Below are 26,586 nucleotides of genomic sequence, written 5' to 3' on the forward strand. Positions count from 1 at the left end.
CGGGGCCGGGCAGGCGCCGATGCGCCGCGCCGGCCGCCCCGGATCGGGGCAGGGGACCAGTGCAGGGCGGCAGCCGCCGCCTTGCCGACCATTTGACGCCGGCGCGATGCACGCCGGCTTGAAACCATGACGACGCCACAAGACATCATCCGCCGCGACGTGCTCGCGATGACCAGCTATCCGGTGCCGGACGCGAGCGGGTTCGTGAAGCTCGACGCGATGGAGAACCCGTATCCGCTGCCCGAACCGCTCGCCGCGGCGCTCGGCGAGCGGCTCGCGCAGGTCGCGCTGAACCGCTATCCGGCGCCGCGCCCGGCCGCGCTGCTCGACAAGCTGCGCCATGCGATGGGCGTGCCGGCCGGCTGCGACGTGCTGCTCGGCAACGGCTCCGACGAAATCATCAGCATGATCTCGGTCGCGTGCGCGAAGCCGGGCGCGAAGGTGCTCGCACCGGTGCCGGGCTTCGTGATGTACGAACTGTCGGCGAAGTTCGCGCAGCTCGAATTCGTCGGCGTGCCGCTGAAGGCCGACCTGACGCTCGACGCCGACGCGCTGCTCGCGGCGATCGCCGAGCACCGGCCTGCGATCGTCTATCTCGCGTATCCGAACAACCCGACCGGCACGCTGTACGACGATGCCGACGTCGAACGGATCGTCGCGGCCGCGCGGCACAGCCTGATCGTGATCGACGAGGCGTACCAGCCGTTCGCCGAGCGCTCGTGGCTGCCGCGCGCCGCCGAGTTCGACAACGTCGTCGTGATGCGCACGGTGTCGAAGCTCGGCCTCGCGGGCATCCGCCTCGGCTATCTCGTCGGCTCGCCCGCGTGGCTGAACGAATTCGACAAGGTGCGGCCGCCGTACAACATCAACGTGCTGACCCAGGCGACCGCCGATTTCCTGCTCGACCACCTCGACGTGCTCGACGCGCAGGCGGCCGAATTGCGCGCGGAACGCGCGCGCCTCGCGCAGGCGGTGGCCGCGCTGCCGGGCGCGACGGTGTTCCCGAGCGCCGGCAATTTCCTGCTGGTGCGCGTGCCGGACGCGGCCGCCGTGTTCGATGCGCTGCTCACCGAGCGGGTGCTGGTCAAAAACGTGAGTAAAATGCATCCGTTACTGGCCGAATGCGTGCGGCTGACCGTCGGTTCTCCCGACGAAAACGCTCGCCTCCTGGCCGCCTTGAAACTCGCGCTGCCCGGTTGAGCCCAGGGCGCGGCGGCGCGCGACGATCAATCCCCATTTACATCAGACTCAATCAAGGAATTGCCATGCGTGTGGCGGAAGTCGTTCGCAATACCAGCGAAACGCAGATCCGTGTGAAGCTCGATCTCGACGGCACCGGCCAGCAGAAGCTGGCCACCGGTGTGCCGTTTCTCGACCATATGCTCGACCAGATCGCGCGACACGGTCTGGTCGATCTCGAGGTCGAAGCGCACGGCGACACGCATATCGACGATCACCACACGGTCGAGGATGTCGGCATCACGCTCGGTCAGGCCGTCGCGAAGGCGATCGGCGACCGCAAGGGCATCCGCCGCTACGGCCACTCGTACGTGCCGCTCGACGAGGCGCTGTCGCGCGTCGTGATCGACTTCTCCGGCCGGCCGGGCCTCGAATTCCACGTGCCGTTCACGCGCGCGCGGATCGGCACGTTCGACGTCGACCTGTCGATCGAATTCTTCCGCGGGTTCGTGAACCACGCGGGCGTCACGCTGCACATCGACAACCTGCGCGGGATCAACGCGCACCATCAGCTCGAGACGGTGTTCAAGGCCTTCGGCCGCGCGCTGCGCGCGGCGGTGGAGCTCGACGAGCGCGCGGCGGGGCAGATTCCGTCGACCAAAGGCAGCCTCTGAACCTCCGGACGGACGACGCCAAGGACAACCTCACGGCTTCGGCGCGGCGCGCCGGCTTGCGATGGATCTGCTCAAATCGTTCATTTCGCTGCTCGCGCTGATCAATCCGGTCGGCGCGGTGCCGTTCTTCCTGAGCCTGACGGCGCAGCAGACGGACGGCGAGCGGCGGCGCACGATCCGGATCGCATCGGTGTCGGTGTTCTGCGTGATGACGGTGACCGCGCTGCTCGGGCAGCAGATCATCAACTTCTTCGGCATTTCGGTCGGGTCGCTCGAGGTGGGCGGCGGGATCATCATGCTGCTGATGGCGATCAACATGCTGAACGCGCAGATCGGCAACACGCGATCCACGCCGGAGGAGCGCCACGAAGCCGAGCTGAAGGACAACATCGCGGTCGTGCCGCTGGCGATTCCGCTGCTCACGGGCCCCGGCTCGATCAGCACGGTGATCATCTATGCGGCGAACGCGCATCACTGGTATGAGCGGGCCGGGCTGGTCGCGATCGGCGCGGTCCTGGCTGTTCTGTGTTTCGTCGCGATGCGGCTCGCCGAGCCGATCGCGAACTGGATCGGCCGCACCGGCATCAACATCGCCACGCGGCTGATGGGTCTGATGCTGTCGGCGCTGGCGGTGGAATTCATCGTCGATGGACTGAGGGCGCTACTGCCTGCACTGAGATGAAAACTTCGATTGCGATTGTGGATTATGGGATGGGCAACCTGCGCTCGGTCGCGCAGGCGCTCAAGAAGGCCGAACCGGCCGCCGACGTGGCGATCGTCGACACGCCGGCCGCGATTCGCGCGGCCGACCGCGTCGTGCTGCCCGGCCAGGGCGCGATGCCCGACTGCATGCGTTGCCTCGGCGAATCGGGGCTGCAGGAAGCGGTGATCGACGCATCGCGCACGAAGCCGCTGCTCGGCGTGTGCGTCGGCGAGCAGATGCTGTTCGACTGGAGCGCGGAAGGCGACACGAAGGGCCTGGGCCTGTTGCCCGGCAAGGTCGTGCGTTTCGAGCTGGACGGCCGGCTGCAGGACGACGGCTCGCGCTTCAAGGTGCCGCAGATGGGCTGGAACCGCGTGCGCCAGGCGCAGCCGCACCCGCTGTGGGACGGCGTGCCCGACGACGCGTATTTCTACTTCGTGCACAGCTACTACGTGACGCCGGACAACCCGGCGCACACGGTAGGCGAAACGGCTTACGGCGCGCCGTTTACGTCCGCGGTCGCGCGGGACAACCTCTTCGCGACCCAATTCCACCCGGAGAAAAGCGCGGAGGTCGGGTTGCGTCTGTATCGCAACTTCGTACACTGGAAACCGTAAAACGTGGTGCGCGAGCCACAGTCGACCTGGCCGAACGGCCTGTCGCACGTGGCACGCGCGCTTAAGCGCCGAAAGAGTTGTACTAAACTAGCGAGACGGCGCGGCACCGGTTTGGCCGGTACGCGCCGGATTCTTTTCATTTTCCACGACGACACCCGATTGCTATGTTGCTGATTCCGGCCATCGATCTCAAAGACGGTCAGTGTGTGCGCCTGAAACAGGGCGATATGGACCAGGCCACGATTTTCTCCGAGGACCCGGCGGCGATGGCCCGCAAGTGGGTCGACCTCGGCGCACGGCGGCTCCATCTCGTCGACCTGAACGGCGCATTCGCCGGCAAGCCGAAGAATCTCGACGCGATCGAAGCGATCCTCGACGAAGTCGGCGACGAAATCCCCGTACAGCTCGGCGGCGGCATCCGCAGCCTCGAGACGATCGAGAAGTACCTCGACGCCGGCCTGTCCTACGTGATCATCGGCACCGCGGCCGTGAAGAATCCGGGCTTCCTGCAGGACGCGTGCACCGCGTTCTCCGGCAACATCATCGTCGGGCTGGACGCGAAGGACGGCAAGGTCGCGACCGACGGCTGGAGCAAGCTGACGGGCCACGAGGTGATCGATCTCGCGAAGAAGTTCGAGGACTACGGCGTCGAATCGATTGTCTACACGGACATCGGCCGCGACGGGATGCTGCAGGGCATCAACATCGACGCGACCGTGAAGCTCGCGCAGGCGGTCGGCATCCCGGTGATCGCGAGCGGCGGCCTGTCGAACCTCACGGACATCGAGAGCCTGTGCGAAGTGGAAGAGCACGGCGTCGAAGGCGTGATCTGCGGCCGGGCGATCTACTCCGGCGATCTCGATTTCGCGGCCGCGCAAAAGCGCGCGGACGAACTGAACGGCGAACTCGACAACGCGTAACCGCGGTCGTCCCGTTCGCCGGGGCTGCCCGCGGGCAGCCCCGCCGGAAGCCTCGCGCGAGGCTTCCGTAACCGGCCGTCCCAGCGCGGCATTTGGCGCAACATCATGGCTCTAGCTAAACGCATCATCCCCTGCCTGGACGTGACCGCCGGGCGTGTCGTCAAGGGCGTCAACTTCGTCGAGCTGCGCGACGCCGGCGACCCCGTCGAAATCGCCCGCCGCTACGACGACCAGGGTGCCGACGAACTCACCTTCCTCGACATCACCGCGACCTCCGACCAGCGCGACCTGATCCTGCCGATCATCGAAGCCGTCGCGTCGCAGGTATTCATTCCGCTGACCGTCGGCGGCGGCGTGCGCGCCGTCGAGGACGTGCGGCGCCTGCTGAACGCGGGCGCGGACAAGGTCAGCATGAACTCGTCGGCGGTCGCGAATCCGCAGCTCGTGCGCGACGCGGCCGACAAGTACGGCTCGCAGTGCATCGTCGTCGCGATCGACGCGAAGCGCGTATCGGCCGACGGCGAGACGCCGCGCTGGGAAGTGTTCACGCACGGCGGCCGCAAGAACACGGGCCTCGACGCGATCGAATGGGCGCGCAAGATGGCCGAGCTCGGCGCGGGCGAGATCCTGCTCACGAGCATGGACCGCGACGGCACGAAGTCGGGCTTCGACCTCGCGCTCACGCGCGGCGTGTCGGACGCGGTGCCGGTGCCGGTGATCGCATCGGGCGGCGTCGGCTGCCTGCAGGATCTCGCGGACGGCATCAAGGACGGCCGCGCCGACGCGGTGCTGGCCGCGAGCATCTTCCACTACGGCGAGCACACGGTCGGCGAGGCGAAGCGCTTCATGGCCGATCAGGGCATCCCGGTGAGGCTGTGATGAATACCGAAACGAAATCCCTGCCCGCGTGGCTCGACAAGGTCCGCTGGGACGACAACGGCCTCGTGCCGGTGATCGCGCAGGAAGCGTCGACGAACGACGTGCTGATGTTCGCATGGATGAACCGCGAGGCGCTCGCGAAGACGGTCGAGACCCGGCGCGCGGTCTACTATTCGCGTTCGCGCAAGCGCCTGTGGTTCAAGGGCGAGGAGTCGGGCCACGTGCAGCACGTGCACGAGGTGCGGCTCGACTGCGACGAGGACGTCGTGCTGCTGAAGGTCGAGCAGGTGTCGGGCATCGCGTGCCACACCGGCCGGCATTCGTGCTTCTTCCAGAAATTCGAAGGTACGGTGGACAGCGGCGACTGGGTCGCGGTCGAGCCGGTGCTGAAAGACCCCGAACACATCTACAAATGACGCAATCGACCGAAGACACGCTGCTGCGCCTCGCGGCCGTGATCGATAGCCGCAAGGGCGGCGATCCCGATCAATCGTACGTGTCGCGCCTGTTCCACAAGGGCGACGACGCGGTGCTGAAGAAAATCGGCGAAGAGGCGACGGAAGTCGTGCTCGCCGCGAAGGACGTGCGCCAGGGCGGCGCGCCGGGCGCGCTCGTCGGCGAGGTGGCCGACCTGTGGTTCCACTGCCTCGTGATGCTGTCGCATTTCGACCTGAGCCCGGCCGACGTGATCGCCGAACTCGAGCGCCGCGAAGGCTTGTCGGGCATCGAGGAAAAAGCGCTGCGCAAGCGTCGCGAGCGCGAGGAAAACGGCGGGTGACGGGCAGGCCCGCCGCGGTGGCAACAGTGCGGTAAGCTGTAAGAATTGTCATCCAACGGGGGTAGCATCATGAACGATACGTCGAACCAGTTTCCGACGCCGGCGGTGCCGGGCGCAGCGGACGCCGAACGCCTGAACGGGCTGCGCACGCTCACGCACGTGCTCTACGGCCTCTATGCATTTCACTGGCTGACGGGCGGCGTGACGGGCATCATTGCGATCATCATCAACTACGTGAAGCGCGGCGATGTGGCCGGCACGCCGTACGCCGATCACTTCGAGTGGCAGATCCGCACGTTCTGGCGCGCGCTGATCGCCTACGTGATCGGGTTCGCGCTGGCCTTCGTGGTGATCGGATTCGCGGTGATGTTTGTCACGTGGATCTGGACGCTGTACCGTATCATCAAGGGTTGGCTGTACCTGAACGACAACAAGACGCTCGATCCGCAGGCGTGGTTCTGACCGGCCGCGGGCGGGCGTTTGCAGGAGCAACATGAGTCACGATCCGAATTGCCTGTTCTGCAAGATCGCGGCAGGCGAGATCCCGAGCACGAAGGTGCACGAGGACGATGAATTCGTCGCGTTCCGCGACATCCGCCCGGCGGCCGACACGCACGTGCTCGTGATTCCGCGCCGGCACCTGCCGACGCTGTCGGCGGCAGGTGAGGCCGATGCGCCGATGCTCGGCCGGCTGATGCTGCTCGTCGCGCGTCTGGCCGACCAGCTCGGCGTCGCGTATACGGGCGGCGAAACGGGTTTTCGCACGGTGATCAACACGGGCCCGGGCGGCGGGCAGGAGGTCTACCACCTGCACGCGCATATCCTGGCCGGCCCGCGCCCGTGGCAGCGAATGGGTTGACGACGCGGGGCGTTTCCCCGCATCCGATAGTCGAAGCCGGCGCGTCGCCGGCGATTTGCGCCGCATGGCGGCGTGGTTGAGGAGAGGTTTCATCATGGGTGGATTGAGCATTTGGCACTGGCTGATCGTGCTGCTGATCGTCGCGCTGGTTTTCGGGACGAAGAAGCTGCGCAACATCGGCAACGACCTCGGCAGCGCCGTCAAGGGTTTCAAGGACGGCATGAAGGAAGGCGAAACGCCGGCGGATGCGCAGCAACTGCCGCGTTCGGGCGCGGTCGACGTCAACGCGAAGGAAACGACGCGTTCCGATTCGAACAAGGCGTAACGCCGGCACGCTGACAGGCATTCTCGATGCTGGATCTCGGTCTTTCGAAGATGGCGCTGATCGGCGTCGTCGCGCTCGTGGTGCTCGGCCCCGAGCGCCTGCCGCGCGTCGCGCGTACGGCAGGCGCGCTGTTCGGCCGCGCGCAGCGGTACATCAACGACGTGAAGGCCGAGGTCTCGCGCGAAATCGAACTCGACGCGCTGCGGACGATGAAGACCGATTTCGAATCGGCCGCGCGCAACGTCGAGACGACGATTCACGACAACCTGCGCGAGCACGAGAAGGAACTGAACGACACGTGGCATTCCGCGGTCGGCGGTCTTGACGGGGCGTCCGGCGACGCCGGTTCCGTCGGTTCCGCGGGTTCCGACACGCCTGCGGCGCCGTCGTGGCGAGGCAGTTCGACCGCGCTTGCGCCGAAGCGTCGCAACTGGCGCATCAAGCAGGCGGCGACACCTGTCTGGTACAAGCGCGCGACCACCCGCCGCACGCACGTGCAGTCGGGCGCCGCGCGTGTCGCGCGCCACCAGCCGGCCAGCCTGCGCCGGCCGACGCGCTTCTTCTGAGTCGAGCGCATGCTCGCTCGTCAATCCTACCGAGGGCCGGTGTGAGCGACCCCCAGCAGAACCCGGGCGACGCCCCGGAAGAAACCTTCATTTCCCATCTCGTCGAGCTTCGCGATCGCATCATTCGCGCGGGGCTGGCCGTGATCGTCGTGTTCGTCGGGCTCGTCTACTGGGCGCCGGACATCTTCAAGCTGCTCGCGCGGCCGCTGATGGACAACCTGCCGAAAGACGGCAAGATGATCGTCACCGACGTCACCGGCTCGTTCTTCGTGCCGATGAAGGTCACGATGCTCGTCGCGCTCGTGATCGCGCTGCCGATCGTGCTGTACCAGATCTGGGCGTTTGTCGCGCCGGGGCTGTACCAGCACGAGAAGAAGCTCGTCGCGCCGCTCGTCGGCAGCAGCTACTTCCTGTTCCTGTGCGGGATGGCGTTCGCGTACTTCCTCGTGTTTCCGACGATCTTCCGCGTGATGGCGCACTACAACGCGCCGCTCGGGGCCGAGATGACGACCGACATCGATAACTACCTGAGCTTCGTGCTGGGGATGTTCATCGCGTTCGGGGTCACGTTCGAGGTGCCGATCGTCGTCGTGCTGCTCGTCCGGATGGGCGTGCTGTCCCTGAAGAAGCTGAAGGAGATGCGGCCGTACGTGATCGTCGGCGCATTCGTGGTCGCGGCGGTCGTCACGCCGCCGGACGTGTTCTCGCAACTGATGCTCGCGCTGCCGCTGATCGTGCTGTTCGAGATCGGGCTGCTGGCCGCGCGGTTCTTCGTACCGAAGAAGCCGGTGGAAGAGGGCGAGGCAGGCAACGGCGAAGCCGCGAGTTGACCGCGCCGCCGCGTGGCGCTGCGGCCAGGTCGGCGTGGGCCCGGTACCGCGGTTGGCCGCCGGCCGGTGCGTGGCATAGCCATCTTCCCGGCACCAGGCATCGTTTGAAGCAACGTAAAAGGGCAGCCGGCCGGCTGCCCTTTTTCAATTCCGCATCGCGTCTGACCGGCAGGCGGCGTGCCGCCCGCCGACCGTCATTCGCTGTCGCTGTCCTGCTCGTCGAGTGCCTGTTTCGGCGGTGGCGGGCGCTTGCCGATCACGACGTTCACGTCGAACTGCTTGCCCTTGCGCACGACGTGCACCTTGGTGGGCGTGCCCGGCTTGATCTGCGCGACGACGTTCAGCAGCTTCGTCGTGTCGGTGATGTCCTCGCCGTTGACGCTCACCAGGATGTCGCCCGGCCGGATGCCGGCCTTGTCGGCCGGGCCGCCCTGCAGCACGCCCGCGACGATCGCGCCCGATTTCTGCTGGAGCCCGAACGACTCGGCGATTTCCGGCGTGACGTCCTGCGGCTCGACGCCGATCCAGCCGCGCGTGACCGAGCCCGTCGTGATGATGCTTTCGAGCACCGTGCGCGCGGTCGAGACCGGAATCGCGAAACCGATGCCGAGCGAGCCGCCGGAGCGCGAGTAGATCGCCGTGTTGATGCCGAGCAGGTTGCCGTTCACGTCGACCAGCGCGCCGCCGGAGTTGCCGGGGTTGATCGGCGCGTCGGTCTGGATGAAGTTCTCGAACGTGTTGATGCCGAGGTGGTTGCGGCCGAGCGCGCTGATGATGCCCATCGTGACCGTCTGGCCGACGCCGAACGGGTTGCCGATCGCGAGCACGACGTCGCCGACGCGCGACTGGTCGGAGCGCCCGAGCGTGATCGTCGGCAGGTTCGTCATGTTGATCTTCAGCACGGCGAGATCGGTTTCGGGATCGCTGCCGATCACCTTCGCGGTGGCCGTGCGGCCATCGGCGAGCGCGACTTCGATCTGGTCGGCGCCGTCCACGACGTGCTGGTTCGTTAGAATGTAACCTTCAGGGCTCACGATGACGCCCGAGCCGAGGTTGGCGGCCGGCTCGTCCTGCTGCTTGCGGGCGTTGCGGTCGCCGAAGAAGTAGCGGAACAGCGGATCCTTCGCGCGCGGGTCGGGCGGCAGCGAGCCGTCCTTGCTGGAGAACACGTTGACGACGGCCGGCATCGCCTTCTGCGCGGCTTCGGCATACGACGTGGTTGCCGGTGCGCCGCCGATGCCCGGCGCGACTTCGCGCAGCGCGACGATCGGCGTGGCGAGCTGCTTGCCGAGCTGTCCTTGCCGTTGCAGCCATTGCGGCTTGAGCGTCACGACGATGAACATCAGCGCGAGCAGTACGGTCACCGCCTGCGCGAAGAACAGCCAGAAGCGTCTAAGCATCTGAATGGATTAGAGGTTTATATGGATCGGATCGAACTCGAATTGTACTTGAACAATACCCTTGAAACCGCGCGCTTCAAGGACTATTGCCCGAACGGCCTGCAGGTCGAGGGCCGCCGCAAGATCGAGAAGATCGCCACCGGCGTGACGGCGTCGGTCGCGCTCCTCGAAGCCGCGCTCGAATGGGGCGCGGATGCCGTGCTCGTCCATCACGGCTATTTCTGGCGCAACGAGGCGCCGCAGATCACCGGCCGCAAGTATCGGCGCCTGAAACTGCTGCTCGCGAACGACCTGAACCTGTTCGCGTTTCACCTGCCGCTCGACGCGCACCCCGAATTCGGCAACAACGCGCAGCTCGGCGAGAAGCTCGGGCTGATCGGCGAGCAGCGTTTCGGCGAAGGCGATCTCGGCTGGATGGCGACGCTGCCGATGCCCGTCACGCTCGAGCACTTCGTCGCGAAGGTCGAGCACACGCTCGGCCGCACGCCGCTCGTGCTCGGCGATCCGGACACGCAGTTGCGCCGCATCGCGTGGTGCACGGGCGCCGCGCAGAGCTATTTCGATGCGGCGATCGACGCCGGTGCGGACGTGTTCCTGACCGGCGAGGTGTCCGAGTCGACCACGCACGCGGCGGCGGAAAGCGGTGTCGCGTTCGTTGCGGCGGGGCACCATGCGACCGAACGCTACGGAATCCAGGCGCTGGGGCGCCACTTGTCCGAGGAATTCGATCTCGAACACCTTTTTATCGATATTCATAATCCGGTCTGAGCGCCGGATTTGCGGCGGTGCATCGAAATTCCACAATGTAGCATCCACTTAAAAGCGAAATGATTTAATTGCTCCGATAGTGGGGGATAACCCTTAACTATCAAACACTTCGAAGGGATTTTCATCTCCGGGCCTTGTAAATGACGACTCCATTCGAGCAAACTAGCGGCGGAATGGAAAGTCGTGACGGAAAATCCAACTCAGAAGTGGGGCGTGTGATGCGAGACAAGGAAGAGAAACGCGTCGACAGCGGCCGCCGTACCTGGCTGATTGCGACATCCGTAGCAGGTGGCGTAGGAGGCGTCGCCACCGTCATACCTTTCGCGGCGTCGCTTGCGCCGTCCGCGAAAGCAAAAGCGGCCGGTGCGCCGGTCGAGGTCGACATCAGCGGTCTGAAGCCGGGCGAAATGGTCACCGTGCCGTGGCGCGGCAAACCCGTCTGGATCCTGAATCGCACCGATTCGATGCTGGCCGACGTCGTCAAGGCCGACAAGGAAGTGGCCGATCCGGCCACGAAATCCCCGTATTCGATGCCGTTGCCCGCGTATTGCGCGAACGAATATCGGTCGCGGGCCGATCGCAAGAACATTCTCGTCGTGATGGCCGTGTGTACGCACCTCGGCTGCACGCCTAGCCAACGCTTCACGCCGGGTCCGCAGCCGAACCTGCCGGACGACTGGCCGGGCGGTTTCCTGTGCCCGTGCCATGGTTCGACCTACGACCTCGCCGGCCGCGTGTTCAAGAACAAGCCGGCGCCTCAGAATCTCGACATCCCGCCCTACATGTTCACGTCGGCGACGACCCTCGTGATCGGCAAGGACGAGAAAGGAGAAGCGTGATGGCCGCCGACAACAACGAAGTCTCCACGACAGGTTTCACCGGCTGGATCGACCAGCGCTTCCCGTTCACGTCCACCTGGAAGAAGCACGTATCCGAGTACTACGCGCCGAAGAACTTCAACTTCTGGTACTTCTTCGGCTCCCTCGCGCTGCTCGTGCTCGTCAACCAGATCGTCACGGGCATCTTCCTGACGATGAACTACAAGCCCGACTCGATGCTCGCGTTCGCGTCGGTCGAGTACATCATGCGCGAGGTGCCGTGGGGCTGGCTGATCCGCTACATGCACTCCACCGGTGCATCGATGTTCTTCGTGGTCGTGTACCTGCACATGTTCCGCGGGCTGCTGTACGGCTCGTACCGCAAGCCGCGCGAGCTCGTCTGGATCTTCGGCTGCGCGATCTTCCTGTGCCTGATGGCCGAGGCATTCTTCGGCTACCTGCTGCCGTGGGGCCAGATGTCGTTCTGGGGCGCGCAGGTGATCGTGAACCTGTTCTCGGCGATTCCGTTCGTCGGCCCGGACCTGTCGCTGTGGATTCGCGGCGACTACGTCGTGTCCGACGTCACGCTGAACCGCTTCTTCGCGTTCCACGTGATCGCGATTCCGCTCGTGCTGGTCGGCCTCGTGATCGCGCACCTCGTCGCGCTGCACGAAGTCGGGTCGAACAACCCGGACGGCATCGAGATCAAGGCGAAGAAGGACGAGAACGGCATCCCGCTCGACGGCATCCCGTTCCACCCGTACTACTCGGTGCACGATTTCCTCGGCGTGTGCGTGTTCCTGATGGTGTTCGCGCTGATCGTGTTCTTCTCGCCGGAGATGGGCGGCTACTTCCTCGAGGCGAACAACTTCGTCCCGGCGAACCCGCTGCAGACGCCGCCGGAGATCGCGCCGGTCTGGTACTTCACCGCGTTCTACGCGATGCTGCGCGCGACCACCGACCCGTTCAAGATCGTGCTGATGATCGTGATCGCGCTGCTCGGCGTGCTCGCGCTGATCCGCGCGCGCGGCAAGTGGAAGATCGGGCTGCCGGTGCTGGCCGCCGCGATCGTCGTGTTCATGTACCTGACGGAGTCGAAGTTCTGGGGCGTCGTCGTGATGGGCGCGGCGGTGATCACGCTGTTCTTCCTGCCGTGGCTCGACCGCAGCCCGGTGAAGTCGATCCGCTACCGGCCGCTGTTCCACAAGGTGTTCCTCGGGATCTTCGTCGCGGCGTTCCTGACCCTCGCGTTCCTCGGCACGCGGCCGCCTTCGCCGGCGGCGACACTGATCGCGCAGTTCTGCGCGTTGATTTACTTCGCGTTCTTCCTCGGCATGCCCGTCTGGACGCCGCTTGGCACGTTCAAGCAGCCGCCGGAACGGGTGCGCTTCAAGCCCCATTAACGTGAGCGAGGAGAGAACGACATGAAGAAACTGCTTTCGACACTCGCGCTGATCGGGGCGACCGCGTGTGCGCTGCTGGCGGCGCCGGCCGTGCGGGCGGAGGGTAATTTTCCGCTCGACCGGGCGCCCGATAACACGGAAAATCTCGTTTCGCTTCAGCACGGCGCGCAATTGTTTGTAAACTATTGCCTGAACTGCCACAGCGCGAACCTGATGCGCTACAACCGTCTGACGGATCTGGGCATATCCCAGAAGGAGATCGAAAAGAATCTCCTGTTCACGACCGACAAGGTCGGGAACACGATGTCCGTCGCGATGCGGCCCGACGACGCGAAGAACTGGCTCGGCACCACGCCGCCCGACCTGTCGGTCGAGGAGCGTGCGCGCGGCCGCGACTGGCTGTACACGTATCTGCGCAGCTTCTACCGCGACGATACGCGGCCGACCGGCTGGAACAACGCGGTGTTCGAGAACGTTGGCATGCCCCATGTGTTGTGGCAGTTGCAGGGGCAGCGCGTAGCCAAATTCGAAGACAAGACGGACGAGGAGACGGGCGAGAAGGCCCACGTGCTCGTCGGCTTCCAGCAGGTCACGCCGGGCACGCTTTCGTCGCCTGACTATGACGCTGCGGTGGCCGACCTGGTGGCCTATATGACATGGATGTCCGAGCCGGCCCAGCAGACCCGCAAGCGCCTTGGCGTGTGGGTGCTGATCTTTCTCGGTGTCCTGACTTTCCTGGCCTGGCGGCTGAATGCCGCGTACTGGAAAGATATCAAGTAAACACGCCTGACCGGCGTGGGGCCGGCGCAAGGCGGAACCCGTGAAAGGGGTTGCGCCGCGTGCCGGCCCTCGGCTTTTTTGAGGAAACGCAAATATGATGGTTCTGTATTCCGGCACAACTTGCCCGTTCTCCCAGCGTTGCCGGCTGGTGCTGTTCGAGAAGGGCATGGACTTCGAAATCCGCGACGTCGACCTGTTCAACAAGCCGGAAGACATTTCGGTGATGAACCCGTACGGTCAGGTGCCGATCCTCGTCGAGCGCGACCTGATCCTGTACGAATCGAACATCATCAACGAGTACATCGACGAGCGCTTCCCGCATCCGCAACTGATGCCGGCCGACCCGGTGCAGCGCGCCCGCGCGCGCCTGTTCCTGCTCAACTTCGAGAAGGAACTGTTCGTCCACGTCAGCACGCTCGAGAACGAGAAGGGCAAGGCGGCGGAGAAGAACCACGAAAAGGCACGCCTCGCGATCCGCGATCGCCTGACGCAGCTCGCGCCGATCTTCGTGAAGAACAAGTACATGCTCGGCGAAGAGTTCTCGATGCTCGACGTCGCGATCGCGCCGCTGCTGTGGCGCCTGGATCACTACGGCATCGAGCTGTCGAAGAACGCCGCGCCGCTGATGAAGTATGCCGAACGGATCTTCAGCCGTCCGGCCTACATCGAAGCACTGACGCCGTCCGAAAAGGTCATGCGTCGCTAATGTTGCAATGAAGGCATGACGGAGCGGTGGCGCGGCGTGCCGCGCGTCCGCTCCGGGTTCGAGGATTGTGATGCAAGAGATTTCAACGAAGCCGTATCTGCTGCGCGCGTTGTACGAGTGGTGCACCGATAACGGTTACACGCCGCATATCGCGGTGAGGGTCGACAACTCGACGCGCGTGCCGCGTCAGTTCGTGCGTGACGGCGAGATCGTGCTCAACATCAGCTTCGAGGCGACGAGCCAGTTGCAGATGGGCAATGAGTGGATCGAGTTCACGGCCCGGTTCTCCGGGAAGGCGCACAAGATCGAGATTCCGGTTGCAAACGTGCTCGCGATCTATGCGCGCGAGAACGGGCAGGGCATGGCGTTCCAGGTCGATGCGGTCGCAGGCGAAGGCGAGGATTCGGGCGCGTTCGACGATGACGCCGTGCCGGCCGACGACGCGCAGCGTGACGAGTCCGTATCGCCGTTGGCGCCCGTCGCCGACAGCGGCGGGAACGAGGAACCGTCCGAAGGCGCCGACGAACCGCCGAAAACCGACGGCGACGGCTCGAAAGGCGGCAGCAGACCTCGCCTCAAGATCGTGAAATGAGGTAGAATCTCGCGCTACGCCGGCTTAGCTCATCTGGTAGAGCAGTTGATTTGTAATCATCAGGTGGCGGGTTCGAGTCCTGCAGCCGGCACCAAATCCGAAAAGGGGTTACGGAATTTTCCGTAACCCCTTTTTTGTTCATGGGTCGCGCGCCGCGATGTCGCGAGCGCCGTCGTTACCCCTTTTTCCTGTCACGCCCGCGTCACGCCGCACCTCTAACGTTGCACATTCCCATCGCGGCAGCACTTTCACGAGCCGAGCGCGCGTGACCGCATCCGACGCCGTGCCCGCGTCGCGCAGGCTCACCCGGGATCTCGCTCCCGCCAGCGCATCGGCTTCTGCCTCGCATCCATTCCATTCGAAAACGCGATCGACGCCGATCGAACTGCATCGCGGACGATCAGGAGACACGAACCATGCTGAGCCCGCACGAATTCTCGATGCTGCTGCGCATTGCGCGTGCGCCCGACAGTGTCGATCTCGCGAACCCGGCCTTTGCCGTGCTCGTCGAAAAGCGGCTGGTCGACGACACGCAGGTACGCGTGAACGAGGTGGCGACGCGCCCGGCGCTGACGCCGATCGGCCAGATGCTGCTTGCCCGCTTCGACGACGCGGCCTGACGGAAAAGGCAAAGGGGGAAGGCTGCAACCGCGCGTCACGCCTTCGCCGCAGCGAAAACGTGACGCATCGAACGCGCGCCGAACCGCTTACTGCGCAACCGGCACCGTCACGTCGCTGCCGAACCAGTGCATCGAGATCTTCTTCAGCGTGCCGTCCTTGCGCAGCGAATCGAGCGCGTCGTTGATCGCCTTCTCGAACTTCGGGTTGCCCTTGCGGAACGGGATCGCCATCTCCTGCTTGCCGCCGTTCAGCACCGCACCCGAGCGCAGCGGCAGGTTCGACGTCTTGATCATGTACGGCAGCATCAATCGGTCGTCGAGCGTCGCCTCGATCCGCCCCGCGGCGAGGTCGCGCAGTTTCTCCGGCGCGCCCGGATACGTCTGCACCTCGATGCCCGGCACGCTGCGCGCCATCTGGTCGTAGTTGGTGCCGAGCGTTACGCCGAGCTTCTTGCCCTTGAAATCCTCGAGCGACTTGAAGTTGCGCGTATCGTCCTTGCGCTGGATCAACTGCGCGGCCGAGTACGTGTACGGCTCGCTGAAGTCGAGCGCTTCCTTGCGCTGCGGCGTGATCGTGACCTGGTTGACGATCACGTCGAACTTGCCGGCCTGCAGGCCCGCGATGATGCCGCTCCATTCGGTCGGAATGAATTGCGTCTTCACGCCGAGCTTGCCGGCGACCGCGTTCGCGACGTCGACGTCGAAACCCTCGAGCTGGCCGGACGTGCCGCGCGAGTTGAACGGCGGATACGTGCCTTCGAGGCCGACGCGCAGCACGCCGGCTTTCTTCACGGAATCGAGCAGGTCTTCCGCGTGCGCGGCGACGGTCGTGAAGCCGAGGGCCGACGCGAGCAGCAGGCCCGACAGCAGGAACTTCGAACGTTTCATCGCGGATCTCCAGTGGTCAGTAGGGTGTTGTGGTGAGCGACGGGCACCGGGCGCTGGGTGGCCTCGATGGGCCGCGATACGGGCACGTAGACACTACTCGCAACCGCGCCGCACCGGAAGTCGAATTGGCCCTGATTGCAATCGATTTCAGCGGATTGAAGGCGGCAATCCAGCGCGACGGCATGGGCTGTGCACGGCGACTGCCTGGTCGAACCGTTCGCCGCGGGCATTCTGGATCCACTTAAAAATACTCTTTTAAATCAGGTCATTTTTCCGATTCGGGCCGTAATTTGTCTGTAAAATCGCGCGAGCGAAACCGCTCAGCGCGCCATCCGAGGGCGCGTCAAAAGAAGAAAAGGCCGTAGCCATGAACATGCAGAACACGATCGCCGCATTGCGCGGCGGGTTGCTTCAGCAGGACCGGTTGCTGAAGCTCGAGACGCCATTGGGAAGCAACGTCCTGACCGTGCAGCGGGCAGTCGGCCGCTCACGCGTCGGGCGCGCGTACGAATTCACGCTGGACGTGTTGTCGACCGACAGCGATCTGGAACTCAAAAAACTGATCGCGCAGCCGGTCACGTTGTGGATCCAGCAAGGCGATCGCAGCTACCGGCCGGTGAATGGCTACGTGCACACCGCGCGTCGCCTGGGCGCCGACGGCGGGCTCACGACCTATCAGCTCACGTTCGCCGATTTCACCCATTTCCTGAAGTTCCGTCGCGACCAGCGGATCTGGACCGATACGACCGTCGACCAGATCATCAGCGACGTGCTGGACCAGCATCCGCAGGCGAAGGGCCATTTCCGCTTTGCGCTGTCGAAGCCGCTGCCGAGCCGTTCGTACACGCGTCAGCACGATACCGACTGGCATTTCGTGCACCGGCTGATGGAGAGCGAAGGCCTTTACACCACGTGGCAGCAGGCCGACGACGGCAAGTCGCATACGCTCGTGATCACCGACAACCTGCAGGCGTTCGCGCCGCTGTCGCCGCAGGCCGTGCGCTTCTATCACGGCGGCGCGGCGAGCGAAACTGACGCGCTCACGCAATGGTCCGGCACGCGCACGCTGCAGAGCGTGACCCGAACGACACGCACGTTCGACTACAAGAATCCGTCGCAACCGTCGAATCCGAAAGGCACGTCGCTGCCGACGATGGCCGGCCAGGGCGAATTGCCCGACCAGCTCGAAGTGTACGAATACACCGGTGCGTACACGTATCTGGATCAGACGCGCGGCGATCATCTGACGAAGATCCGGATGGAGCAGTGGGAGTCGGAGGCGAAGCGCTTCCACGGCGCGGGCGGCGTGCGTGCAATGGATGCTGGCCGGCGCTTCACGCTGGCGGACCATCCCGAACACGATCGCGATCCGGCCGACCAGCGCGAATTCGCGGCGATCGGCGTCGAATGGTGGATCGAGAACAACCTGCCCGTTGCCAGCAGCAGCGCCGATTTCCCGTACAGCCTGCGCGAAGCATTGACGCAGGCGCAGGACGGCTATGGCGCCGACTCCGCGTTTCGCGTGCCGCATGACGACGGCTCGGTCGGCTTCTATCTCGTCGAGGTCGAAGCACAGCGCGTGAGCGTGCCGTATCGCAGCCCGTTCGAACACGAGAAGCCGAAGATGCATCTCGAGACGGCGATCGTCGTCGGGCCGCAGGGCGAGGAAGTCTATACCGACGAGCTGAACCGGATCCGCGTGCAGTTCGTGTGGGACCGCCTGAACCCGGGTAACGAGAACGCGTCGTGCTGGGTGCGCGTCGTGCAATCGGATACCGGCGGCGGCTACGGCGGCGTGCACGTGCCGCGCATCGGCGAGGAAGTGCTGATCGACCATGTGGGCGGCGACTGCGACCGGCCGCTCGCCGTCGGGCGCGTGTACAACGGCGCGAACCAGCCGCAGTGGCATAGCGACGGGATCCTGTCCGGGTATCGGTCGAAGGAGTATTCGGGCGGCGGCTACAACCAGCTCGTGATGGACGACGCGACGGGGCAGAACCGCGTGCAACTGATGAGCAGCAGCGCGAACAGCCTGCTGCATCTCGGCTACATCATCGACCAGAGCGGCAATGCGCGCGGGTCGTATCTCGGTAGCGGCTTCGACCTGCGCTCGGATGCGTACGGCGCGGTGCGGGCGAGCCAGGGCTTGTACGTGACGACCCATCCGAAGGCGGCGAACAGCCAGCCGCTCGACGTGAAGGAAGCGCAGCAGCAGCTCGTGACGGGCGAGAGCCTGGTCGAAGCGATGTCGGGCGTGAGCGAGCAGCATCAGGCGGAAAGCCTGAAGGAGGCGCACGAAACGATGCGCGCGTTCACCGACGCGACGCAGGACAGCAAGTCGGGCAACGCGTCCGGTGGACGTACGGCGGGCGGCGGCACGGGCAGTGCGAATGCGTTCAAGGAGCCGGTGATGCTGTTCGGCAGCCCGTCGGGGATCGGGATGTCGACGCAGCAGTCGCTGCACGTTGTCGCGAACGATCACGTGAACGTGGCGAGCGGACAGAGCGTGCACGTGGCCGCGGGCAAGTCGCTGATCGGGAGCATCGGGCAGAAGCTGAGCCTGTTCGTGCAGAACGCAGGGATGAAGCTGTTCGCGGGCAAGGGCAAGGTCGAGATCCAGGCGCAGTCGGACAACGTCGAGGTGACCGCGCAGAAGGCGGTGAAGGTTGTGTCCGCCACCGACCGGATCGAGATCGCGGCCGATCAGGGGATTCTGCTGACGAGCGGCGGCGGGTATATCCGCATCAAGGACGGCAACATCGAGATTCATGCGCCGGGCGCCGTCGATGTGAAGGGGGCGTCGCACACGTTCGCCGGGCCGGCGAGCATGGGGTATCCGTTGCCGAGCCCCCGGCCGGATCAGCCGGGGCAGCTCGAACTGTTTCACAAGTACGTGAACGGCGAGGCGGTGAAAGGCGGACTGTTCACGGTGAAGGACGTGAACGGAGCCGTGCTGAAGAAAGGCGCGCTCGACGACAGCGGTCATACGGTTGTGAGCGGGTTGCCGCCGGGCGCGGTGCGTGTCGAGTTCGGGAAGGATCCGCGCGAGTCGGATCAGCCAGCGAACTATTTCAAGCAGGCGAAGTGGCCGGCGGAGCCCGTGCAACCGTCGCCGGAAGCCGCGCAGGCCGCGGCGAGCGGACAGCTCGCGAGCCAGCTGCAGGGGATGGCGCCGGCCGCGACGACGGCGGCGATGGGGCTGGTGAGTGGCGGCAGCGCGGGCGCGGCCCTCGGCGGGCTCGCGAGCGCCGCATTGCCGGCCGCTGCGACCGCGTTGGGCGGAGCCGGCGTTGCGTCGGCGTTGCAGACCGCCTCGAGCTTGAGCGGTGCGGCGAAGCAGGTGGCCGGGATGGTTCAGGCCGCACGTCAGGGCGGGCTTGCCGCGCTGGCCGCGCCGGCGGCGAATGCGGCGTCCGGCGCGTTGCAGAGCGCATTGCCGGGCGTCGCCGGTATCGCGGGCAAGGGCGCCACGACCGTGGCGTCGGCCACGGGCGCGACGGGCATGAAGCTGCCGACGAGCGGGTTTGGCGGGCCGTTGAAATCCTGAGAGAGCGCGGCTTGTCAGCCGTCTTGAAAAAAAACGAATTGAACGAAGAACGACATGGCACAACAACTTCCACCGGGCGCTGAGAAGGAACAGGCTGTTACCTGGCTCAGCGATGTTTCCGCCAAGGATGTCGCCGCGGTCGGCAACCGCTTCGATGCGTGGTTGCGACGGATCAGCGGCAACCACATCACGTTCGAGGACGTGAAGACGTTTGCCGGTGCGGTGCCGATCATCGGCAACATCATGGCGATGGTCGACGCGCTCGGGGATATTGCCGAGATCATCGAGAAGCGCGGCGGCCAGGTACTCGATTACATGAGCCTCGCGATCAACCTGCTCGGCATCATTCCGATTCCGCCGACACTCGCGCCGTTCCGGATGTCGGCGCGCCCGCTGCTCGCGCTCGTCCGGCACGAATTGCTGGCGACCCGCAACAATCTCGGCGCGGCGATCATCTCCGTGCTGGTCACGCATATCAACGCGACGTGTGCGACCGAGATCGAGGATTTTCTGAACAAGCTGAAGGCTGGCCTCGTCGAGCTGCTCGACGGATGTGCATCGACATGCCAGGAAATCATGCTCGCGCTGGCGACGGGCATGGACAAGGCGCTGCACGGTCAGCTCTTCGACGCCAACGCGAATCTGAAGCGACAGCAGCAGCTCGCAGAGAAGATGGCCGACGACCGGCCGTGGTACAGCCCGAGCCGCGTCGGTGACGGCATTCAATTCGCGTACGAAGGAACCAAGGCGCTCGGAAAGAAGGTCATCAACAAGACTGCGGGCACCGTGGCGACGCTCGCGCCGGATGCATGGCTCGAGCCGTTTCGAAGCACGGTGACGTTCCTTCGGACCGAAGCGCCGAAGATTGCGTCGTCGATTCGGTCGCTTGCAGGCAGTGAAGAAGGCAAGATGATGTGGCTCGTCTTGCAACTGATCGAGGCCGTTGGACGCGTCAAGGCACGCGCAAAGCTTCATGAGCAGACTGCAGACGTCAAGGCAAGCGGGAAGAGCCAGGCGAAGAAGACGCGCGGGCAGGAGGGGCTCGAAAAAACCGACGGGCAAGCGCCGGCCGAAGGACCGGGGAAGAGCGCGTGCAAGGCATGCGGGCTCGGGGCATCACCGGCATCCATCGATTTCGCGTTCGGCGACGAAACGTTTTCGCACGTGGATTTCGACCTGCCGGGCGCCATGCCTGTCGTATGGGAGCGTACCTATCGTTCCCGGCTGTCAGCCTATGACAACGGTGAACTCGGTGCACGATGGATCACGCCGTATACGACGCGAATCGACGTCAAGGACGATCAGTGGATCTATCGCGATGCGGAAGGGCGCAGCATCGAGTACCCGGTGCTGGCGGCCGGTGCGGTGCACGACGATCTGTCCGAGAACCTGACGCTGTCGCGGCTCGACGATACCTGGGTGACGATCGCATACGGCCATGACGTGCTGCATGTGTACGAGCGCCGCGGCGACGCGTTCCGGCTTGCGATGCAGAAGGACCGCGCCGGCAACACGATCACGCTCGACTACGATGCGCTCGATCGCGTTGCGCGCCTGATCGATGCGAGTGGCAATGTGCTCGCGTTCGAACACGACAGGCACGGCCGTATCGTGCAGATCGAGCACGTGCTCAAGGACGGTGCGCGTCGCACACTGGCGAGCTACGAATACGATGCGGACGGGGACCTCGTGCGCGCGGTCGATCGTCATGGCAATGCGCGGACGTATCAATATCACCGCCACCTCGTGACGCGTTACACGGACCGAACCGGCCGCGGAATGACGCTCGAATGGGACGGCGCGGATGCTGAAGACAATGCCGACGCGAAATGCATTCGCGAATACGCCGACGACGGCAGTCTGGATCTCCGGCTCGCGTGGAATCCGAACATCCGTCTGACCTACGTGACCGACGCGCTCGGTCAGATGACGCGGTACTACTTCAACATCCACGGCTACGTGTATCGGATCGTGTATCCGGATGGTAACCAGGAGTGGTTCCGGCGCGACGCCCATCACAATCTGGTGCTGCATATCCGGCAGGACGGCAGCATCGAGCGTCGCGAATACGACACGCGCGGCAACCTGATTCGGCACGAGCGGGCGGACGGCAGCGTTGTCGAGATGGCGTATGACGACAAGGATCAGATGATCCGGCTCGTCGATCCGAATGGTCATGTATGGCAGCGCAAGTACGACGACGCGGGCAACGTCGTCGAGGAAATCGATCCGCTCGAACATTCCACGAAGTACGAATACAACGACAAGGGTTTGCCGACGCAGATCACCGATGCGAAGGGCGGCTCGAAGACGCTCGAGTACAACGATGCCGGGCAGATGACGAGGTATACGGACTGCTCCGGAAAGACGACGGAGTGGCGGTACGACGATATCGGGCGTGTGATCGAGACGAAAGATGCGGCCGGAGGCGTGGTTGCCTATCGTTACGGCCCGAACGGACAACCGACGGAAGTGCGTTCGCCTGCCGGTGTCGAGCAAGTCCAATACGACGCGGAAGGCCGTTTGCTGCGGCATACCGATCAACTCGATCGTTCGACGCGATATGGCTACGATGCGGCCGGCCGCATTGCGAGTCGCGCCGATGCGCTCGGGCAGACGGTTGCGTATCGCTATGACCGTCTCGGCCGCTTGTCCGCGCTGACCGATGCGAACTTTGCGACGTACCAGTTTCACTACGATCCTGCGGGACGGCTGATCGAGGAAGTGGGCTTCGACGGCAAGTCGACGCGCTATCAGTACGACAGCGTGAGCGGCAGTCTCGTTTCGATCGATGAAGCGGGTTGCGTGACTTCGGTCGAAGTCGATGCAAACGGCCGGCTGCTGAAGCGCGCCGCGGGGGAAAGCGAAGAGCGGTTTGCCTACGATCGGAGCGGCAGGTTGATCGACGCGGTGAATCGGTACAGCCGCGTGCAATTCTTCTTCGATCCGGTTGGCAATCTGGTGCGTGAACATCACGCCTACGATCTGTTCGGCGACCGGCGCAGCTACGTTTGGCATCACGAATACGACGAGCTCGGCAACCGGCGGCGTACCGTTCGGCCGGACGGGCATGTGGTCGACTGGTTGATGTATGGCTCCGGGCACGTGCACGGGATGCTGCTCGATGGCGAGGAGCGCGTGCAGTTCGAGCGTGACGATCTTCATCGCGAGACGGTGCGCGTGTTGTCGAGCAAGGTTGGGCAGCGCACGCACTATGATCCGGCCGGACGTGTGTTGCAGCAGACGATCCAGCGGTCGACGTCACCTGCGCCGCTTGCCGAGCGGCGGTATCGCTATGACGCGGCGGGGCAGTTGTCGCGAATCGAGGACAGCCGCAAGGGCGGGACCGACTATCGGTACGATCCGGTCGGACGGCTGATCGAGGCGATCAGTCCGGTCGCGAAGGAACGGTTTGCGTTCGATCCGGCAAGCAACATCATCGATCCGGTGCGGACTGCGGAGACGCCGGCATCGCGTCCGAGCCCGGTGCGGCCGGAAAGCACGTTGCCTGTCGAGGTGCCGAAGGTGCTCGGGAACCTGCTGAAGGCGTATGCGGGGATGCACTTCGAGTACGACGCGCGCGGGAATCTGGTGCGCAAGCGTACGCCGGCGGGTGAGCAGGAATACGAGTGGGATGAGTTCAATCGCTTGCTGTCTGCGCGGGTTGCCGAGACGTCGCGGCAGAGTCAGGCGCGGTATTTCTATGATGCGTTCGGGCGCCGTATTGCGAAGGAGGTGAACGGCGAGCGGACGGTGTTCGGGTGGGATGGTGACACGCTGGCGTATGAGAGTGACGGCGAGCGCGGCACGCACTATCTCTACGAGCCGGGGACGTTCGTGCCGCTGGCGCAGTATGTGGCTGAGCCCGTCGATGGGATCGTGACACCGGAGTGGAAGAGCACCGACCGCTATGTGCCGGAGGAGGATCCGCTGCAGAAGGTGCCGCAGCGGCGGAGTGACGCGGCGGTGTTCTATTACCACTGCGATCAGATCGGTACGCCGCAGTTGCTGACGGACGACGACGGCGACGTTGTGTGGGAAGCGTCGTACAAGGCGTGGGGCGAAGCGCGGGAGGTGATTGCGCGGGCGTCGAAGGCGGCGGGGATTGTGGCGAAGAATCCGCTGCGGTTTCAGGGGCAGCAAGTTGATGCGGAAACGGGGTTGTACTATACCCGGAATAGATACTACGACCAGAGAATCGGGCGGTTCATATCTCAAGATCCGATAGGGTTGGCAGGCGGAGAGAATTTACAGATTTATGCCCCCAATCCGATCGATTGGATTGATCCACTCGGACTCAAATACGTATCTGGTAGCCGGGCCGTCGATCTACTCGGAAAGGATAAGTCGAATAAGTCGACGCAAAATTTGTCCGAGTGGCGGCGCACTATTTGCAGGGGAGGACTAAAGGAAGAGCGTACGAAGTTTTTGGGCGATGATTTTGTGAAAGTTGGACCGGGAAAATGGCGGAGTTTGGATGGAAAGCGTCAGATGCGAGTGACGCCCTCAGACTATAGCGGCGGTCATGGAATGGGTAGTCCCACCGTGCCGGATACTCCCCATGTCCACTTTGAGTTCCTGCGGCCGACGGGTAATGGAAATCATGTTGTTACAAAGAACGTGCACGTTCCGCTTGATATTGGGAATAAGGGGTGTCAATGATGCTGGAGGTGTTGCGAGAATTTGGTGGGATCTCATTCATCTTCGATTTGAAAGAGGGTGAAGTGTTTCTCAGTGCTATCGGTGACCTTGGGGGCGGTAAAAAAGTTGAAATCGTCGCCAATGATAGGTTGACCGGCGAGGTTGTGCACTATACGTTTATGGAGGGGGAGGGTGATGGTTTTAAAAAGAAAAAATATGGGGCGGAGATCATTTTGTCGGCAGATTCGTGTGAATACGCCGGGCATAAATTGGAAGAATTGAGGTCGAGAGGGGGATTTTCGACTCCTGAATTCGTGCAATTAAGTAACCTGAAATCGACTGGGAAGGTGATGGATACCTTCTTTGTTCTGAGGAAGTAGGCTTGCAAGCATGCGATGTGAAGTAAGTCGGTTTATGCAGCCATCAATGCTTGTTGACATACTTGCTTAGTAAAGATGGTGCGTCTTTTGTGCTGAAAGATGGTATGCCACGGCAGATTCAATTGCACCGCTCTCGTCAGTAATCTGCTGCCCCGCTGTTTGAAGTAAAAACCAATACATATAGAGTTGCAAGTGGTGCGGGTCGCGAGGCGTTACGTCCGTACGGTAATCAAGAGAATGCCGATTACCGTTTATCGCGATGCCTTTTGTATTGACCGGAGACAATACTGGCAAGATTGGGGTGGAGGAGCCTTCAGCAGCCGGTTGTTGGCTATAACGGGAATGCTGGCGGAGGCGGAATACAGCATCCGGTTGTCCAAGATCTTTACGACGCCGTTCCTGAGGACCAGCGTTCTCCATTTACTCATGGCTATTGTGGGGAACCCGATGCACTTAGTAAAATTGCTGCAAGCAATAATGTCAAATCAGTTGATGAGTTGAGAGGCATTACCCAAGGTGCAACATCAACAACTATTCGGAATGACGGAAAGCATTTGAAGTTCTGTCCCTCTTGTGCTCAAGTGATGAGGAAATGGGAGTGTGTGACGGAGTGAAGGAATGATTGATCATCGGGAAGTGAGCGAAGTCGAATCGCTTGAGGCAAAGCTGCTCGAAAAGAATGCTTCATTCAGCGAAATCACGAATCATTATGCAAAATTTCTGATTGATCTTGTTCAAGGAGAGGCGCTGAGAAATTTAATTCGTGATCGTGAAAGACGGATTGCTGCGGCGTATTTAAAAATGATTTCAACCATTGATGATGTAAAGTCGCCGCGGTTAACAAGAAGGCAGGTGCTTGCGAGGCTATGGCGCCTGGAAAAGGTGGTGCGGAAATCAAATGCCACATTTTCTGCCCTGGTTCGATGTGTAATTTGCTGCTTTGGAAGTGAGGAGCAATGGTTGCAAGATGATATCGGCGATGAGACACCGCTCTATGTCTATTTGCTCTTTTTGAAAAAAGTTGAGCCGGGGTTGGCAAAATATTTTATTGAATATTTTGACCGAGTGGGAGGGCATCTGGATGGCATGCCAGTGTGACACTTGAGCGGGTGTGCCGATTTGCGACCAGATCGATACACCGCGATGACTGACGAACAATTGCGATGATGTGGTGTGGGATACGTCGTACAAAGTTTGGGTGAAGCGCGAACGGTGATTTCGCAGGCGTCGAAGGCGGCCGGGCTTGTGCCGAAGAATGTGTTCGGTTTCAGGGGCAACAAGTCGACGAGAAGACGTTACGAATGGGAAACGTCAATGAGACGAAACATGGGCACGATACTGTGTAAATCGCATGGCGCGACCGATCTGATACACGTTTCAAGCGATATCGCGGCCGACATGAAAACGGATGCGGGGCGCCTGGAAATGCTCCGTTATGACATCGACTGGCTGGGAGACGGACGCCCCGACATTTCGTACTTCGTCTCGACGGAGGTGGCGAAACAGTTCAGTCTGCCAGAGCCTGGTGATGCGTCATTTGGGCCGGATTTCGAGGAGCGGCATGCGGCTGTCTTCGGCAAGCTTGCCGCTGTTTGCGCCAAGTGTTTTGGCGAGTATCAGAGCAGAATTGCCTGACCGGTTTGGGAAATAGGTATTGCGATATTGTGAATCTCCGGCAGCCAGATATAGCTGGCATGGGCTCGTCAGACGGTT

General features: G+C 63.3%; 28 protein-coding genes and 1 tRNA gene. 26 read left to right on the forward strand and 3 right to left on the reverse strand.

The window, feature by feature from the left end; genetic code table 11:
* Positions 1-126: 126 nt before the first annotated feature.
* The 13 genes from hisC to tatC all read left to right on the forward strand — a co-directional run bounded on the left by hisC (position 127) and on the right by tatC (position 8,330).
* Positions 127-1,200 carry a histidinol-phosphate transaminase gene (hisC, locus tag CFB35_RS01770; RefSeq protein ID WP_059577259.1) on the forward strand — a complete coding sequence of 358 codons (1,074 nt, stop codon included), beginning with the start codon at positions 127-129 and terminating at the stop codon, positions 1,198-1,200.
* Positions 1,201-1,265: 65 nt separating this feature from the next.
* Positions 1,266-1,853, forward strand: coding sequence for an imidazoleglycerol-phosphate dehydratase HisB (hisB, locus tag CFB35_RS01775; RefSeq protein ID WP_006477126.1), 588 nt, complete (start codon positions 1,266-1,268; stop codon positions 1,851-1,853).
* Positions 1,854-1,914: 61 nt separating this feature from the next.
* Positions 1,915-2,535, forward strand: coding sequence for a MarC family protein (locus CFB35_RS01780; protein WP_059577253.1), 621 nt, complete (start codon positions 1,915-1,917; stop codon positions 2,533-2,535).
* Entirely contained in the window at positions 2,532-3,173 is a 642-nt protein-coding gene (gene hisH / locus CFB35_RS01785; protein WP_059577249.1) for an imidazole glycerol phosphate synthase subunit HisH, read from the forward strand. Before CFB35_RS01780 ends, hisH begins: the two co-directional genes overlap by 4 nt.
* 164 nt (positions 3,174-3,337) lie before the next feature.
* Positions 3,338-4,093 carry a 1-(5-phosphoribosyl)-5-[(5-phosphoribosylamino)methylideneamino]imidazole-4-carboxamide isomerase gene (gene hisA, locus CFB35_RS01790; protein WP_059577248.1) on the forward strand — a complete coding sequence of 252 codons (756 nt, stop codon included), beginning with the start codon at positions 3,338-3,340 and terminating at the stop codon, positions 4,091-4,093.
* Positions 4,094-4,198: 105 nt separating this feature from the next.
* Complete coding sequence (gene hisF, locus CFB35_RS01795; protein WP_039366643.1) at positions 4,199-4,972, forward strand: imidazole glycerol phosphate synthase subunit HisF; 774 nt, start codon at positions 4,199-4,201, stop codon at positions 4,970-4,972.
* The gene (gene hisI / locus CFB35_RS01800) at positions 4,972-5,388 is read left to right on the forward strand and encodes a phosphoribosyl-AMP cyclohydrolase (protein WP_059577245.1); all 417 of its coding nucleotides are present in this window, start codon (positions 4,972-4,974) and stop codon (positions 5,386-5,388) included. The genes hisF and hisI overlap by 1 nt, the downstream gene beginning before the upstream one ends.
* On the forward strand, positions 5,385-5,750 hold the full coding sequence (locus tag CFB35_RS01805) for a phosphoribosyl-ATP diphosphatase (protein ID WP_027783358.1): 366 nt from the start codon (positions 5,385-5,387) through the stop codon (positions 5,748-5,750). The genes hisI and CFB35_RS01805 overlap by 4 nt, the downstream gene beginning before the upstream one ends.
* A gap of 69 nt (positions 5,751-5,819) precedes the next feature.
* Positions 5,820-6,212 (forward strand): hypothetical protein, encoded by a 393-nt coding sequence (locus tag CFB35_RS01810; RefSeq protein WP_059236499.1) that lies wholly within the window; start codon positions 5,820-5,822, stop codon positions 6,210-6,212.
* Between the two features lie 31 nt (positions 6,213-6,243).
* A complete protein-coding gene (locus tag CFB35_RS01815; protein ID WP_027783360.1) occupies positions 6,244-6,609 on the forward strand; it encodes a histidine triad nucleotide-binding protein in 366 nt (121 codons plus the stop codon).
* A gap of 94 nt (positions 6,610-6,703) precedes the next feature.
* Positions 6,704-6,934, forward strand: coding sequence for a Sec-independent protein translocase subunit TatA (gene tatA / locus CFB35_RS01820; protein ID WP_006477115.1), 231 nt, complete (start codon positions 6,704-6,706; stop codon positions 6,932-6,934).
* A 26-nt stretch (positions 6,935-6,960) separates the two neighbouring features.
* On the forward strand, positions 6,961-7,500 hold the full coding sequence (tatB, locus tag CFB35_RS01825) for a Sec-independent protein translocase protein TatB (RefSeq protein ID WP_059577243.1): 540 nt from the start codon (positions 6,961-6,963) through the stop codon (positions 7,498-7,500).
* A 41-nt stretch (positions 7,501-7,541) separates the two neighbouring features.
* Positions 7,542-8,330, forward strand: a complete 789-nt coding sequence (gene tatC, locus CFB35_RS01830) for a twin-arginine translocase subunit TatC (RefSeq protein ID WP_059577240.1) — start codon at positions 7,542-7,544, stop codon at positions 8,328-8,330.
* A gap of 194 nt (positions 8,331-8,524) precedes the next feature.
* On the opposite strand, the gene CFB35_RS01835 is transcribed toward tatC, so the two are convergent.
* Positions 8,525-9,730, reverse strand: a complete 1,206-nt coding sequence (locus CFB35_RS01835) for a S1C family serine protease (protein ID WP_059577237.1) — start codon at positions 9,728-9,730, stop codon at positions 8,525-8,527.
* A 21-nt stretch (positions 9,731-9,751) separates the two neighbouring features.
* Here CFB35_RS01835 and CFB35_RS01840 point away from each other — a divergent pair, with 21 nt between their 5' ends.
* The 8 genes from CFB35_RS01840 (at position 9,752) to CFB35_RS01875 (ending at position 15,417) form a co-directional block, all read left to right on the forward strand.
* On the forward strand, positions 9,752-10,498 hold the full coding sequence (locus CFB35_RS01840; protein WP_060315486.1) for a Nif3-like dinuclear metal center hexameric protein: 747 nt from the start codon (positions 9,752-9,754) through the stop codon (positions 10,496-10,498).
* Positions 10,499-10,716: 218 nt separating this feature from the next.
* Positions 10,717-11,337 (forward strand): ubiquinol-cytochrome c reductase iron-sulfur subunit, encoded by a 621-nt coding sequence (petA, locus tag CFB35_RS01845; protein ID WP_006491868.1) that lies wholly within the window; start codon positions 10,717-10,719, stop codon positions 11,335-11,337.
* Positions 11,337-12,719, forward strand: coding sequence for a cytochrome bc complex cytochrome b subunit (locus CFB35_RS01850; RefSeq protein ID WP_089464493.1), 1,383 nt, complete (start codon positions 11,337-11,339; stop codon positions 12,717-12,719). Before petA ends, CFB35_RS01850 begins: the two co-directional genes overlap by 1 nt.
* Before the next feature lie 21 nt (positions 12,720-12,740).
* Entirely contained in the window at positions 12,741-13,499 is a 759-nt protein-coding gene (locus CFB35_RS01855) for a cytochrome c1 (protein ID WP_060009428.1), read from the forward strand.
* A 94-nt stretch (positions 13,500-13,593) separates the two neighbouring features.
* Positions 13,594-14,205: a glutathione S-transferase N-terminal domain-containing protein gene (locus CFB35_RS01860; RefSeq protein WP_006400565.1), complete on the forward strand. Its 612-nt coding sequence runs from the start codon at positions 13,594-13,596 to the stop codon at positions 14,203-14,205.
* A 70-nt stretch (positions 14,206-14,275) separates the two neighbouring features.
* A complete protein-coding gene (locus CFB35_RS01865) occupies positions 14,276-14,797 on the forward strand; it encodes a ClpXP protease specificity-enhancing factor (RefSeq protein WP_089464494.1) in 522 nt (173 codons plus the stop codon).
* An 18-nt stretch (positions 14,798-14,815) separates the two neighbouring features.
* Positions 14,816-14,891, forward strand: a tRNA-Thr gene (locus CFB35_RS01870).
* Positions 14,892-15,213: 322 nt separating this feature from the next.
* On the forward strand, positions 15,214-15,417 hold the full coding sequence (locus CFB35_RS01875; protein WP_089464495.1) for a hypothetical protein: 204 nt from the start codon (positions 15,214-15,216) through the stop codon (positions 15,415-15,417).
* 87 nt (positions 15,418-15,504) lie between these two features.
* Here CFB35_RS01875 and CFB35_RS01880 read toward each other — a convergent pair whose 3' ends face one another.
* A complete protein-coding gene (locus tag CFB35_RS01880) occupies positions 15,505-16,305 on the reverse strand; it encodes a cystine ABC transporter substrate-binding protein (RefSeq protein WP_089464496.1) in 801 nt (266 codons plus the stop codon).
* A gap of 367 nt (positions 16,306-16,672) precedes the next feature.
* Between CFB35_RS01880 and tssI the strand changes: the two genes are divergently transcribed.
* The 3 genes from tssI to CFB35_RS01895 are packed head-to-tail and all read left to right on the forward strand — an operon-like array spanning position 16,673 to position 24,873.
* Positions 16,673-19,852 carry a type VI secretion system Vgr family protein gene (tssI, locus tag CFB35_RS01885; RefSeq protein WP_089464497.1) on the forward strand — a complete coding sequence of 1,060 codons (3,180 nt, stop codon included), beginning with the start codon at positions 16,673-16,675 and terminating at the stop codon, positions 19,850-19,852.
* 54 nt (positions 19,853-19,906) lie between these two features.
* Complete coding sequence (locus CFB35_RS01890) at positions 19,907-24,514, forward strand: RHS repeat-associated core domain-containing protein (protein ID WP_226094290.1); 4,608 nt, start codon at positions 19,907-19,909, stop codon at positions 24,512-24,514.
* Complete coding sequence (locus tag CFB35_RS01895; protein WP_143328684.1) at positions 24,505-24,873, forward strand: hypothetical protein; 369 nt, start codon at positions 24,505-24,507, stop codon at positions 24,871-24,873. The genes CFB35_RS01890 and CFB35_RS01895 overlap by 10 nt, the downstream gene beginning before the upstream one ends.
* Positions 24,874-24,939: 66 nt before the next feature.
* Here CFB35_RS01895 and CFB35_RS34050 read toward each other — a convergent pair whose 3' ends face one another.
* Positions 24,940-25,293, reverse strand: a complete 354-nt coding sequence (locus CFB35_RS34050; RefSeq protein ID WP_143328685.1) for a hypothetical protein — start codon at positions 25,291-25,293, stop codon at positions 24,940-24,942.
* A 198-nt stretch (positions 25,294-25,491) separates the two neighbouring features.
* Between CFB35_RS34050 and CFB35_RS34055 the strand changes: the two genes are divergently transcribed.
* Positions 25,492-25,971 (forward strand): hypothetical protein, encoded by a 480-nt coding sequence (locus CFB35_RS34055; RefSeq protein WP_143328686.1) that lies wholly within the window; start codon positions 25,492-25,494, stop codon positions 25,969-25,971.
* Between the two features lie 228 nt (positions 25,972-26,199).
* Positions 26,200-26,508 carry a hypothetical protein gene (locus tag CFB35_RS01900; RefSeq protein ID WP_089464499.1) on the forward strand — a complete coding sequence of 103 codons (309 nt, stop codon included), beginning with the start codon at positions 26,200-26,202 and terminating at the stop codon, positions 26,506-26,508.
* Positions 26,509-26,586 lie beyond the last annotated feature (78 nt).

The sequence above is a fragment of the Burkholderia sp. AU16482 genome (assembly GCF_002223285.1).
Lineage (GTDB): Bacteria > Pseudomonadota > Gammaproteobacteria > Burkholderiales > Burkholderiaceae > Burkholderia > Burkholderia semiarida.